15 protein-coding genes are annotated in these 13,414 nt (G+C 34.6%); 6 read left to right on the plus strand and 9 right to left on the minus strand.

Features of this window, described 5'->3' with window-relative positions; translation table 11 throughout:
* Window positions 1–346 precede the first annotated feature (346 nt).
* From P3L44_RS13675 to add, 4 genes are all read right to left on the minus strand, one after another.
* Window positions 347–670, minus strand: a complete 324-nt coding sequence (locus tag P3L44_RS13675) for a YnfA family protein (RefSeq protein WP_272661440.1) — start codon at window positions 668–670, stop codon at window positions 347–349.
* Window positions 671–733: 63 nt separating this feature from the next.
* A complete protein-coding gene (locus P3L44_RS13680) occupies window positions 734–1,000 on the minus strand; it encodes a DUF2798 domain-containing protein (protein WP_094960756.1) in 267 nt (88 codons plus the stop codon).
* A 249-nt stretch (window positions 1,001–1,249) separates the two neighbouring features.
* Window positions 1,250–1,468: a putative quinol monooxygenase gene (locus tag P3L44_RS13685; RefSeq protein WP_272661439.1), complete on the minus strand. Its 219-nt coding sequence runs from the start codon at window positions 1,466–1,468 to the stop codon at window positions 1,250–1,252.
* Window positions 1,469–1,779: 311 nt separating this feature from the next.
* On the minus strand, window positions 1,780–2,808 hold the full coding sequence (gene add, locus P3L44_RS13690) for an adenosine deaminase (protein ID WP_272661438.1): 1,029 nt from the start codon (window positions 2,806–2,808) through the stop codon (window positions 1,780–1,782).
* Window positions 2,809–2,943: 135 nt separating this feature from the next.
* Here add and P3L44_RS13695 point away from each other — a divergent pair, with 135 nt between their 5' ends.
* Window positions 2,944–3,612, plus strand: coding sequence for a Crp/Fnr family transcriptional regulator (locus P3L44_RS13695; protein ID WP_140170745.1), 669 nt, complete (start codon window positions 2,944–2,946; stop codon window positions 3,610–3,612).
* Between the two features lie 50 nt (window positions 3,613–3,662).
* Here P3L44_RS13695 and P3L44_RS13700 read toward each other — a convergent pair whose 3' ends face one another.
* The 5 genes from P3L44_RS13700 to P3L44_RS13720 all read right to left on the minus strand — a co-directional run bounded on the left by P3L44_RS13700 (window position 3,663) and on the right by P3L44_RS13720 (window position 7,144).
* Window positions 3,663–4,091, minus strand: a complete 429-nt coding sequence (locus tag P3L44_RS13700; RefSeq protein ID WP_004255976.1) for a molybdopterin-binding protein — start codon at window positions 4,089–4,091, stop codon at window positions 3,663–3,665.
* A gap of 16 nt (window positions 4,092–4,107) precedes the next feature.
* Window positions 4,108–4,866 carry a YnfC family lipoprotein gene (locus P3L44_RS13705; RefSeq protein WP_272661437.1) on the minus strand — a complete coding sequence of 253 codons (759 nt, stop codon included), beginning with the start codon at window positions 4,864–4,866 and terminating at the stop codon, window positions 4,108–4,110.
* 190 nt (window positions 4,867–5,056) lie between these two features.
* Window positions 5,057–5,950: a pirin family protein gene (locus P3L44_RS13710; protein ID WP_004255980.1), complete on the minus strand. Its 894-nt coding sequence runs from the start codon at window positions 5,948–5,950 to the stop codon at window positions 5,057–5,059.
* Between the two features lie 27 nt (window positions 5,951–5,977).
* A complete protein-coding gene (locus tag P3L44_RS13715) occupies window positions 5,978–6,253 on the minus strand; it encodes a GNAT family N-acetyltransferase (RefSeq protein ID WP_272661484.1) in 276 nt (91 codons plus the stop codon).
* Window positions 6,254–6,460: 207 nt separating this feature from the next.
* Window positions 6,461–7,144 (minus strand): hypothetical protein, encoded by a 684-nt coding sequence (locus P3L44_RS13720; protein ID WP_227528817.1) that lies wholly within the window; start codon window positions 7,142–7,144, stop codon window positions 6,461–6,463.
* 1,045 nt (window positions 7,145–8,189) lie between these two features.
* Here P3L44_RS13720 and tssB point away from each other — a divergent pair.
* Genes tssB through tssG form a run of 5 tightly spaced genes read left to right on the plus strand, consistent with a single transcriptional unit; the run spans window position 8,190 to window position 13,410 of the window.
* On the plus strand, window positions 8,190–8,690 hold the full coding sequence (tssB, locus tag P3L44_RS13725; protein ID WP_004255987.1) for a type VI secretion system contractile sheath small subunit: 501 nt from the start codon (window positions 8,190–8,192) through the stop codon (window positions 8,688–8,690).
* A gap of 20 nt (window positions 8,691–8,710) precedes the next feature.
* Complete coding sequence (tssC, locus tag P3L44_RS13730) at window positions 8,711–10,189, plus strand: type VI secretion system contractile sheath large subunit (RefSeq protein WP_036957880.1); 1,479 nt, start codon at window positions 8,711–8,713, stop codon at window positions 10,187–10,189.
* 5 nt (window positions 10,190–10,194) lie between these two features.
* Window positions 10,195–10,626: a type VI secretion system baseplate subunit TssE gene (tssE, locus tag P3L44_RS13735; protein WP_272661436.1), complete on the plus strand. Its 432-nt coding sequence runs from the start codon at window positions 10,195–10,197 to the stop codon at window positions 10,624–10,626.
* A gap of 7 nt (window positions 10,627–10,633) precedes the next feature.
* Complete coding sequence (gene tssF, locus P3L44_RS13740; RefSeq protein WP_140170749.1) at window positions 10,634–12,409, plus strand: type VI secretion system baseplate subunit TssF; 1,776 nt, start codon at window positions 10,634–10,636, stop codon at window positions 12,407–12,409.
* On the plus strand, window positions 12,373–13,410 hold the full coding sequence (tssG, locus tag P3L44_RS13745) for a type VI secretion system baseplate subunit TssG (protein ID WP_140170750.1): 1,038 nt from the start codon (window positions 12,373–12,375) through the stop codon (window positions 13,408–13,410). Before tssF ends, tssG begins: the two co-directional genes overlap by 37 nt.
* The last annotated feature ends 4 nt before the right edge of the window (window positions 13,411–13,414 follow it).

The following is a 13,414-nucleotide window of genomic DNA, read 5'->3' on the forward strand; positions in this document are numbered from 1 at the left end:
AGATATTGCCTAAAATCAATGAAAGTGAAAATAAAAGTTTAATTAATATTAACTGAGTAGTTAAACATCAATTAAAATTACTACCAATAGAGTATTTATTGTTAAATTGATTTAGATCAAATGTTACATTTAAACTATTTTAGTTAAATTCCATTTCAATTAACATTTCGTAAAAGAGAATACGTCTATTTTTTAGAAAAAATAAATTTTAAATTTAATTTAAATATAGATTTAGTATTTATCTGATGAAATAAACATAAAGGAATCATTTTGTGATCGCCTTAAATGCACGTCATCTTAAAATAAACAAATATTTTTTTTCAAGGTGACGTGATAACACTATCGTCTATTTCCAACCACTAATTATAATCCCTGCTCCAAGGAGCACAACTAGAGCACCTACCCAGTCAGTCACGGTAAGAGACACACCATCAACCACTTTCAGCCAAACTAATGCGGTTGCAATATATATCCCGCCATAAGTCGCATAAATTCGTCCGCTTGCCTCTGGGTGTAATGTGAGTAACCAGACAAATAGCATTAAACTTAAAGCTGCCGGGATCAATAGCCAAGCCCCACCTTGCTTTTTCATCCAAAGATAAGGAAAGTAACAGCCTGCAATTTCAGCCAACGCAGTGATAAAGAACAAACCAATAATTTTTATCGACATAGCAACCCATTCAAAATAATACCCATAAATTCACTATTATATTAGCAACTTTTATCAACACGGTTATGTGGTTTTCACTAACATCAATGAAATACGTCTTGCGATTGGTAAAACAAAAAATACGGTTGGGAAAGCTATCATCCAAGAAAGCATCCACGAGCTCAACCAGGGTGAAAACACGTCACTCGTGAAGCCCAAGGCTCTTATGGTACTAATCAGCGAAACAATTCCACTCATGACAAGGGATAAAAAGAAAGGAACAAGAAAAATCATCGCTCGAGCAGGTAACTTTGGGATACCTAAAATATAATTACGGTCTCGATGTGGCATAAAAAAACTCCAAGGTTAACAGACACACAAAGCACATAACCTATGTGTGGCCAAAAGTTATATGCGTTGGCTAACGTAAACGCTTACGAGTCCTATGACCAATTCCTTCTTATTCTATAATTTGTAAGATTTTTGTCAAAATTTAACAAAATAGAAGCATTAAAAGTTCTTTTAAGAAAAGCGATAGATCAGACTCCAATATGATTAGGTTAAAAGCCTAATAAAACTCCATCTTTTAAAACTTTTAGTTTAAATTTTAATGCCTATCTTTGTTATTATAATAAACACCTTTTCTATCACCTTATTGGCTAACAAAATCATTATGAGAGCAACATCTTGATGTAATTCATATTGAAGACAACCTTCATCCCTATTACTTGGCTCAACGATTGATTTAGTTGCTGCTTTCACAAATTCGACTTCATTATCTTTTGCAATTACTGTCGCAACAATTCTTATTTCTGGCATAAGCTCATCCTGTTATAAATAGATAACTTCAACTCATCTATTTATAACATAATTCTAAGTTAGAATTTAATCTTTATTATTCTATAAATTAGAAAATATTTTTCTAATTTCAATTATATCACCATATTGCAAAAACAGTGTGAAATCAAAATATAATATGATTGGTTTTTAATTACATTATATTTTATCCTAAAAATGAGCATAGGGTAAATCTCAGTCAATCGTAATGTGGCAAATTTTAATTTATGCTCATTATTATCTGATACTAATCGGAGAAGGAAGATAAAGCCCTCCTTCTCTTTCATTCTACCCTATTGATTTAATACCTTTTTAATCAATAGGGCTTTTTTTCCTTCCTCAATAAAGCTTGCCTGTAATGCATTTATATTACACTCAGTAAAATCAGCAATACCCCAACCAAATATATCATGCAATAATTGGTATTCTTTATTTAATGTTACATTCGCCACTGTTCGCGCATCAGTATTTATATTTAATTTAACGCCCTGCTTCTTCAACTCATTAATAGGATGGTTTTCAATACTGTCAAAGACATTGCACACTAAATTGCAACTTGGACAAACTTCAAGTAATACATTTAACGCTTTGAGCTTTTTAATCGTATTTGAATTTTCAATACTTCTTACCCCATGTCCAATACGTGACACTTTTAATATATCCAATGTTTCAATCACACTTTCATAGCCTAAAGCCTCACCAGCATGTGCGATAACATTCCCTCCATGTTCCCTGACATACTTAAATGCCATTTCATGATTACCTAGTGAAAAACGGGCCTCATCTGCTGCTAAATCTAGTGCTACAACACCACGATATTGATACTCCACAACTAACTTTGCCGTTTCAAGACTTTGAGAGGCAGTAAAATGCCTCAAGGTACACAAAATCAAGCCCGCTTCTATTTCATACTTTTTAACTGCTGAATTAATCGCATCTAATGTTATATCAACAACTTCTCGGCTTGAAAGGCCTTGCTGAGTATGTAATAAAGGAGCAAACCGAATTTCGGCATAAATCACATTATCCATTTTGAATTGCTCAAACAAATCATCAACAGCCAGCACAATTGCAGATTTTGTCTGTAATATATTAAGTTGCGGTTCAATACAACGTAGAAAATCGCCAAGATCCTCGCATCTCGTTGGCGCAATGAAACCTTGTTTGAATTCATTAAACGTGAGTGTCGGAATAGCTTGTTTAACATAAGAAAAACTTAAACACGTATCTAAATGCACATGTAGTTCCACTTTTGGCATAGCATTAATTGCTGTTTTTATACTTTGAGTAAATCCGCTTAAAGGTTTTAAAGACGCTTTCATGTTAGTATCCTGCGAGTTATTTTTGAATAAGCTTGCAGGATTATTGCCATTTTAAAAAGGACATATGTCCTTTATTGCACACACCAATTTATGTCATACTGTTATCCGAAAAGACCCATACTAAGAGAATAAATAGTGAAAAAAATTACCTCTTCTGAAAAAATTGAAGAATATTTTACTCTCTATCAGCTTGATAAAATTCTATCTGAGGAAACAATAAAGTCTGCAAAACTGCTTAAAATAGATACGTCTGAATACTTAATATCACAAAATGACAAAATTAATTTTATTTACTTTCTTGTTGCGGGAAAACTACAGGTTGAACGTTATGAAATAAACGGTGAACATGTTATTTTTTCATTTGAAAATGCCTTTTCAGTTATTGGTGATTTAGAGTTATTTCAGAATAATGACAGTAAAAAAAACCGTATCTATAGTACAATACAGGCAATTACTGAGTGTTATTTACTGGCATTTCCGTTACAGGTTATTCAGAAAAAAGAGCTTAACTCCCCTATTTTTTTACAGTTTATCTGTCAACATCTTAGCAAAAAGCTTTTTAATGCATCACAGCTACACTCTTCCTCTTCATTCTCTGCTGAATATAAATTGAGGCGCTATTTAATTTTTGCCGAAAGCCAGTATGGTTCTGAATTTAAATTGGAAAATCGCGATTCATTAGCTGCTATGCTTGGTATATCTGTCAGGCAATTAAACCGTATACTAGTGAAATTAATTGAAAGAAAGCTTATTGAACTTAAAGGTAAACACATTAAAATTATTGACCTAGAAAGCGCGTCATGATTACAAACGAATTACAAAAGGCTGCCATGACAGCCCTTCAATATTTTGCACTACTTCTTAGTTGCTAAAATAACACTAGAAGCTTTGATAATCGCAGTCACTTTACTTTTAACATTTAACCCCAACTCTACGGTACTATTATTTGTCACCACCGCAGATAACAAAGTTCCTGCAGTGGTTTTTAAATTTACCACAGAATTAACGCTTCCTTTTTCAATGGATTCAATTACACCATTAAATTGATTACGAGCAGAGAAATTATACTCCTCAGCGTTAGATACTAATACAACCCAAGGCGCTTTTATTACTGCTGTCGCCAGTTTACCTTTTTCTAAACCGAGTTGTTTAGTACTATTTTTGGTAATCACTGCCGCAATGCTTTCACCATGACCTAAATCGAGTATAACTTCATCATTTACCGCTCCCATTACAATTGAATCAACAACACCTGACAATTGGTTTCTTGCAGAAATAGCCATTGAATATCTCCTCTACTTAATAAAAGTCGACTTCAGTAGTACTGTTTTTTAGTAGTTTAATCTCATTGCCATTCGAATTAAGACTTAAAATAAAGTCACATTTATAGGCAATATTCTTAGCGTTATAATCACACTTAGAATTGACGAGTAATATTGTTTGCCCCAACGCGCGTATGTCCATCATGTGATCAAACGGCTTACTCATATCCTTCCCATAAGTTACTATAGCCTCTGATATGATTGCATTATCTTTAAAATATTTTATCGTTGTTGGAAGTTTAAATTCATTATAATCATTTTTGCTATATTGTTTTTTCGTGTCAGCAAGCAGTGAACCAGCAATAATGCCATCTTGGTTATATTGGTAGATTAATTCACCATTCGAATCTTTTTTAGATATTATTTGACAGTTATCACCTATCACCATTTCGACTGGCCCACTAACATCTCGACCAATCAATTTATTTTTAACTCGCTTTACAAAAAGATAGTTATGAGCACCATTTAAATACTCATCTTTCTTTTGATCAAAAGTAAAACTTTCCACACAACCATCATGACCAATTTTTAACATTGATTCATAATTAATTGACTTATCCTCATTATAAATAACTGATTTTATTTGCTTAACAGTACCTCTAACAGGATTGAAATCATAAAGCTGAGCCAGATTAAACACCACTGGGTTATATTGCTGTTCTTGAAACGCTAATGATGCAAAAGAAACAGGGAATAAACTTAAATAAATGATTCCCAATAGGTATTTTTTACTCATTTTTATCGTCTACCTCTAACGGCTACGGCTTGTTTTGACTTAAAAATAGCCTTTTGTATACATATTATCAGTTTTTCGATAAAAGTCAGGTTATGAGCTCATAAACTTAGTACTAAAAACGAGCCTTAGATTAAATTTAAAACCATTCTCGGTTTGCTTAAAATAATAACAAGGAAGTTACTTAAATTGATTATGGCATAATTGGAGCCGGTGTAGGGTTGCGTTCATCATTAAAAACACGGCCAAAACGTGGGTTTCCTTGGTTCCATTCCTCAACAGCAGCATGAATATCCGCTTTAGTTCGACCAATAAAATTCCACCACATTAGTACAGATTCATTTAAAGGCTCACCACCGAGCAATAAAATATGGCTATCTGAAACTAGCTCTACAGAAATTTCAGTGATACTTTTGCCTAAATAAATTAATTCATTACTATTCACTTGCTGCCCTTCAATAACGGCACTTCCATTTATGACAAAAATACCGTATTCAAATTCAGAGCATAACGTTAAAACTTGTCGAGCGGTTTTCTTCGCAATAATATCGAGCCCAACCAAAGGGGAAAATGTCAGTGTTGGTGCTTTATAAGTACCATATTCCCCAACTAATAAGTTGAAATGCACTTCTCCTTCAGCCCATCGAGGTAGCGTAGGATAATGGTCAAAACGTGGAGAAATATCTTTAACTGCTTCCGGTAAAGCAATCCACAGTTGTACAGCATGTAATTGGCGACTTTCTCCGTAGGTATCTTCGGAATGGCTGATCCCATAACCTGCCGTCATTAAATTGACCTGTCCTGGCCGAATAACCTGTTCATAACCAAGACTATCTCGATGTAATACTTCACCTTCAATCATCCAAGTGAATGTTTGTAAAGCGGTATGAGGGTGAGGTGATACCTTCATTCCCTCTGAATCCCCTTTAAAAACCGTAGGTCCAGCATGGTCAAGAAAGCACCAAGCACCTATTAGTCTACGTTCTCTTGTCGGTAAAACTCGTGCAACAGGAAGCCCACCAACATCTTTCGAGCGTGCTGTAATCAACTGTAAATTAAGTATTTTATCATTATTTTGAATACTCATGCTGACCTCATCAGTAATTAGCAAATATTATTGGCGGATATCATTGTATTCAGGTGTTCTATCGAATATTGCTTTTGCAAAAGGGCATAACGGAATAATTTTTCGTCCCTCCTCTCTTATTCGCTCAACAACCTTAGCAACTAGTAACTTTGCAATGCCTTGTCCTTTTAAGCTTTCATCAACCACCGTATGGTCAATAATCACCAGATCATCGCCAGTATAAACAAAGGTTATCTCAGCAATGCGAGTTTGCTTGTCATCAGATAAAATAAAAAAGCTATGGTGATCAGATTGGATATTCATCATAAATAACGCCCTCTAAATTAAATCAATTTAACTTAGAGTATGTGACGTATGCTAAAAAGACAATATTCTACAATTGTCGATGTGATCCAAATATTTTGAAGTTAGAATGTGGATAAAAGGAGAAAAAATGTTGCGACAGCGCTTAACTAGAGATTAAATTTAGTTTAACGCTGTTTTTCAATTGATTAATTAATGTTCAGCACATTAATTTTCAGAAAAATTACTTATCACTGTATAGGTTAATGAGTTTTCTGAACTATCGATAACTTTTAATTTTACATTTCGATAAGAAATAATATCGCTATTCTTGAGGTTATACTGAATAGTATCGCCAAACCCTTGATTCTCAATATTCGAACCTATTTTCTGATAACTAACATCAACAACATGGCCATCTATCCCATTGAAAATTAAGGCTTCTTCAAATGAGTTACCATCAGTATTATTTAGTTTTACTTGTTCGATTTGTGCTTTATCACTACAAACAGCAACATTAACATCTGTTACGATACAAATCTCATTAGGAGTAGAGTCTTTTTTAATTAAAAGTGAATTCCAAGGCTGCCCTAAAACCTCAACAACGACCGAACCAGAGTCAACTATTTGGTCTGGCATATAAAAATCGCCTTTATCACTTGACCCCACTTTTTTGAATACACCTGGAATAATTTTGTAAGCCAAATCTATCTGCACAGGGTTTAATATTTTAATTCCGTCTATTTCGCTAATGTTGCCTTCTCTTACTAAGGGTTGCCCTACTGTAATATGGTTCACCTGACCTATTCGGGGTTCACTAATTTTCTGTGATTCAGGAACATAGTTATACTCAGTCACTGCACATCCAGATAAAGAAACAATACAAAAAACTGGAACTAATAATTTATTCATCTTGATAAAATCCATGGCATTAAGATATTAAATATTATCTTTATAAAACAATTTCAACAAGTTACTACTTATGTTCCTGCCAGCTAATAGATAGGAAACCTTCGGCTTATCATTCACTTTGAAATTTTTCCATTTTAATGAAGCCAACAACTACAATAATAGAACTGATACATTGCCCACAAATGATTATGATAATCATTTGTGATAATAAATTTACCTTAAGGCGTTAAAAGAAAAAGAGTTATTGAATTTATAGTCTAGGCTCTTCCGTTGGCTGAATAGGGTTTGTTACAAATAATAAAATATTTATTTTTATAACTTGTTGAAATTTTTCTTTTACCTCATAGAGTTTCCCTATTATCCTAATTTATGTGATTTACAATTTCATTTCTTACTCAATCAAGAGGTAATTATGACTTCATCATGTCAACATTAATACTTCCGTTCATTTTCAAACTTTTCATATAAAAACATAAGATGATCCCCCTATAAATTTCATATTAATTTTGTAAAAAAATAAATCTCATTTCTCTTTAATAAAATTAAATAGATAATCAAATTAAATTATGTAAGAAAAATATATGAATATGTTACATGCTGTAAAAAATTGATTTACATCACAGACTTTTCATACTTAATTTTCTTGAACAAGATTTATCTAGCGTGCAAAAATACTTATACTTGTCATTATTCTGATAAAAAAATCGCCATATACACTATGAATACGCATTATTAGATTATGAGTAAAATTTTCAACTAAAATACCCCATGAAAATAGAATACATTTCAAACTAAATATCACGAAATTATATTCAAATAACAATTTACATGTTGATCCTAAGTTAAATTTGTATATTATTAACAAACTAAAAAATACAACATAAAAATTTGATAGTTTAAACACCTTTCTGGGAAAAAAATTCTTAACATAGAATCTGTTCTGTGTAGGGAACTGTATGCTCTAAATTTATTATTAATTTTTAATTTAGGCATTTGAATTTATGGAATGAAGTTATCGTATACTCATACAAGGAGATTCACTTAAATGAGTAAGAAAAATCTCGGTAGTGTTGCCCCTAAAGAAAGAATTAATATCAAATATACACCTAATACAGGTGGAGCTCAGGCTGAAGTTGAACTTCCTTTAAATATGCTGATTGTGGGTGATATGACAGGTAAAACTGAAGATACCCCAATAGAAGAACGAAAAGCAATTTCAATTAATCAAAACAATTTCAATTCAGTTATGGAAAGTGCAGGTATTAATTTAAATATCAACGTCCGTAATACACTTGAAAACACCAATGATTCTGAGCTTAATGTCAATCTAGATGTAAAATCTCTGCAAGATTTTTCACCCGATAATATTGCTCGCCAAGTTCCTGAGTTAAACAAACTTCTTGAATTACGAGAAGCTTTAGTTGCATTAAAAGGTCCTCTAGGCAATGTCCCTGCTTTTAGAAAGCGTCTTCAAGAATTACTTGAAAATAAAGAAACACGCGAACAACTTCTAAAAGAACTCGATATTGCCGCTAATCAAAAATAATGTTTATAGAGGATTATTTCATGTCACTAAATACAGAAGCTCTAGGCCAACAAGCCCCAGCATCTAACGGCTCTCTTTTAGATGAAATCATGGCTCAGTCACGTATGTCACCTGAGACTGAAGCGTATGATATTGCAAAGCAAGGCGTTGCAGCTTTCATTAGTAATCTTTTCGCAAATGAATCAGAAGACCAACAAATCAATAGATTATTAATTGATAAAATGCTGGTTGAGCTTGATAACAAACTAAGCGCCCAAGTTGATGAAATTATTCACGCGCCTAAATTTCAAGAAATTGAAGCATCATGGCGCTCCCTGAAATTACTCGTTGACCGTACTGATTTTAGAGAAAATATCAAAATCAATATTCTTCATGCAACAAAAGAAGAGTTATTAGAAGATTTTGAATTTTCTCCTGAAATTGTTCAGTCTGGTTTTTATCAGCACGTTTATTCTTCAGGTTATGGACAATTTGGCGGCGAGCCAGTTGCAGCAATTGTTGGGAACTATGCATTTAACAACACAGCGCCTGATATGAAGTTAATGCAATATGTCAGCACTGTCGGAGCGATGGCACATGCGCCATTCTTATCATCTGTTTCCCCTAATTTCTTCGGCATTAATAGTTATGCTGAATTACCTGCGATTAAAGATCTTAAATCTGTCTTCGAAGGCCCTGCACATACGAAGTGGCGCTCTCTGAGAGAAGCAGAGGATTCGCGTTACTTAGGATTAACGGCACCACGTTTCTTATTACGCTTACCATACTCCCCAACAGAAAACCCAGTGAAAATGTTTAACTATTCCGAAAATGTTAAACAAGACCATGAGCACTACTTATGGGGTAATACCGCATTCTTACTCGCAAGCTGTATCAATGATAGTTTTGCACAATACCGTTGGTGCCCAAATATTATTGGCCCACAAAGTGGCGGTACCGTCAATGACCTCCCTGTACACATGTTCGAAGCGATGGGTGAATTACAAACTAAAATACCAACTGAAGTTTTAGTTACTGATCGTAGAGAATTTGAACTGGCAGAAGAAGGCTTTATTACCCTAACAATGCGTAAAGGTAGTGATAACGCGGCATTCTTCTCTGCAAACTCAGTTCAAAAAGCCAAAACCTTCCCAAATACCCCAGAGGGTAAAATGGCAGAAACTAACTATAAGTTAGGAACACAACTGCCATACATGTTTATTATCAACCGATTAGCTCATTACATTAAAGTGCTACAACGTGAGCAAATTGGCTCTTGGAAAGAGCGCCAAGACCTTGAGCGTGAACTGAATATCTGGCTTAAACAATATGTTGCGGACCAAGAAAACCCGCCAGCAGATGTTCGTAGTAAACGCCCTCTTCGTTCAGCTGAAATTAAAGTGCTTGATGTTGAAGGTGATCCAGGTTGGTATCAAGTCGCAATTCAAGTTCGTCCACACTTCAAATATATGGGCGCAAACTTTGAATTATCACTTGTTGGTCGCCTTGATAAAGAGTAACAGTGATGTCATTCAATCATGGCTGGTCCCCTAACAGCGGAGCCAGCTTATTCGATCGAATTAAGAGGAAAAATGCGAGTTTTTCCTCTCGTTCACGCACAAATACACTCATTGAATCAATTAAACAAAATTTAAATTATGTCCTGAATAGTCGGCCGAATGATTGCCAAGGCTCACCATGTCTAGGGATACCTGATTTAAATGATGCGACTCAATCTGCGGTTGATTTTAAAACCGAATTAGAGAATAGCATTGCAAGTTGCATCCTCACTTATGAACCTAGGATCACAAGTGTTGATGTGCAATTCATTGAAAATGATGCAGATAGTTTATCTTTACAATTCAGTATTAATGCTTGTATTGACTTAGATAATCAACAGCAACTCATTGAGTTTAATATGTATTTGGATAGTAATCGTAGATATCAGTTAAAGTAGCACTCTTATGTCATCAAAAAACTATTTTACGAATGAATCAGAATACTTAAAGGATTTGGCAGAACAAGTTGCGCAAGAAAAACCGCAGCTTGTTAATCTGTTATCCAATAAAATTCAAGATCCTGATAGTGCCCGTATTATCGACGGATTATCATATTTATCGGGTAATTTACGGCAGCAAATCGATAGGCAATTCCCTGAATTAACCAATAGCTTAGCAAATATGCTATGGCCAAATTACGCACGTCCTGTGCCTAGTATGACAATTGTTGAATACCAGCCTAATTATTCTGAATGCCACCACGCGATAAAAATTTCAGCAGGCCAACTCTTTAATGCAACACCTATTTATGTACAAAATGAAAATACCAACCAAGAAACTTTATTTCAATGTCGATTTAGCCAAAGTCGTGATCTCTGGTTAATACCAGCGAAAATTACGCAAACTTTACAAAGAACAACCGCCATTGAAATAACATTTGAATTGGATGGAATACAACCTCTCGCAAACATTGGTTTAAATAAATTATGTTTTTATTTAAATGGTTCTCCATTTACAACAAATCAGCTTTATTTTTTATTAAGTCAGCATATACAGAATGCCTCACTAGTCACAGATGAGCATGTATTGCCACTTAACCAGTTTGCAGTGAAACCTGTCGGTTTTCAAAAACAGGATGCATTACTCCCTTACCCAAAAAATAGTTATGATGGCTACCGCATCTTACAAGAGTTTTTCTGTTTTCCTGAAGCCTTTCTATTTTTGGATATTCAAGGAATGGATGATATTCCCTTAGCTATCCAAACCAAGCAATTCAAACTTGTTATTAATTTTGATAAAGAAATCCCCGATGGGGTTATTCTTCATAACGATAGTATTAAACTGAATTGCACTCCCATAGTAAATTTATTCCGTGCTGACAGTGAAGCAATCAATCTCACAGGAAAAGACGAGGAATATGTATTAAGCCCTAATTACCAATACGCCCACTGTTTTGATATTTTTTCCGTTAATGAAGTTTATGGATTACGCTATCCATCTGAAGCTAAAGCTTACCCGGTCACCTATACCGCATTTGAAAGTTTTTATCATCAAAACCATCACGAGCAAAATGATGGATATTATCGTTTAAAAATAACTCAAAAAGAGCGTACCTATGGTTACGCCCATCGGCTTTCTTTTGTTCGTCAACACGAACACCAATTACAACAATGCGAAGAAACGGTTTCGATTTCGCTCAATTGTACTAATCGCTATATCGCATCCCAGTTATCTACACGCTCAATTGATTTAGACCGTTCATTTATGCCTTATGGGCCTTTATCAGCTAAAAATTTATTCAAACCAACAGTTCCCTTATACCCACTGCTCGATAAAACGTTGTATTGGTCAGAACTAACTAATTTATCCCTAAATTATCAATCTTTACTGAACCTAGATTCATTAAAAAAAATATTACAACTTTATGATTTACCTTCAGTTTATGGCAAGCAGACCGCAAGGCAATCCCAAAAGCGTTTAGATGCATTAGTTGATTTACATTCAGAGCATATCGAACGTATCTACAAAGGGCTGCCAGTTCGTGGTTTAAAAACAACCTTGGTAGTACGTCAGAACGCTTTTCTTTCTGAGGGAAGCTTGTTCTTGTTTTGCACTGTTATTGCTCAATTTTTTACCTTGTATACCAGCATTAATATGTTCCATGAGTTAGAGGTTCTCAACCTTGATAATAAGGAAATTTATCAGTGGCCAGCACAAATCAACCAGCACATACTGAAATAATCGATCGCTGGCTGGAACAAGCTGGCCCATCGGTTACAGAGTATAATTTTTATCAACTTGTTGAATTATTAAATAAAATGATTCATCAAGACATGGATATCACTCGTGATAGTAGCGATATTATTCGCTTTAAATCACACTCTAATGTTGCGTTCCCAACGAGAGATGTCGTGTCTTTTGAAAAAAATGCCACTCATCAATATGAGCTAGAAGTTGCTTTTCTCGGGCTACAAGGAAGCCAGTCACCACTTCCTGGTTATTACCTTGATGAATTTGCTTGGGAAGATGCACAGCAAATCCCAGGGATTTCTGATTTTTTAAATATCTTTAATCATCGATTGATCTCATTGCTCTATCGTATCTGGCGGAAATATCGCTACTACATCTGTTTTGAGAATAAAGGCCAAGATTCCTTCTCACAATATATGTTTTCTCTTGTTGGTTTAGGAAATGGAGTTAATCGCGGACGGATTAAAATCAATCACAGCAAAATGCTCGCTTATGCAGGGCTTTTAGCGAGTCCGAGCCGTTCAGCAGATGTCATTAGCAGTCTAATATCCCATTGTTTTGACTTAGAAAATGTATCGGTTATTGGTTGGGAAACGCGCCGTGTTCCTATCCCAGAATCACAACAAAATAAGTTAGGTATTATTTCTCATCAACCCGGACAAAAATCTCGCCCTCGAATGTTATTAGGTGAAAATTTTAGTCTTGGATCTCACATACATGATTGCAACGGAAAATGCACTATAGAAATTAGTGAGTTAACTATAGAGCGTTATATGCGTTTTTTACCTAACGGTAGTGATTTCGCTCCTCTCGTCGCCTTCGTTTCTTACATTTTTCATGAGCAATTAGCTTGGGATTTACGTCTTAGTATTGCCGAAGATCAAGCTGAAGGTTTCTGTTTAGGTAAAAAAAATCATAACCAATTAGGTTGGCAAAGCTTTTTAGGGAAACCGGCTAAAAAGCCAAGTGTCACCATTACGGTATTGGAATAAAAGA

The organism is Providencia sp. PROV175 (assembly GCF_032707045.1).
GTDB classification, from domain to species: Bacteria; Pseudomonadota; Gammaproteobacteria; order Enterobacterales; family Enterobacteriaceae; genus Providencia; species Providencia hangzhouensis.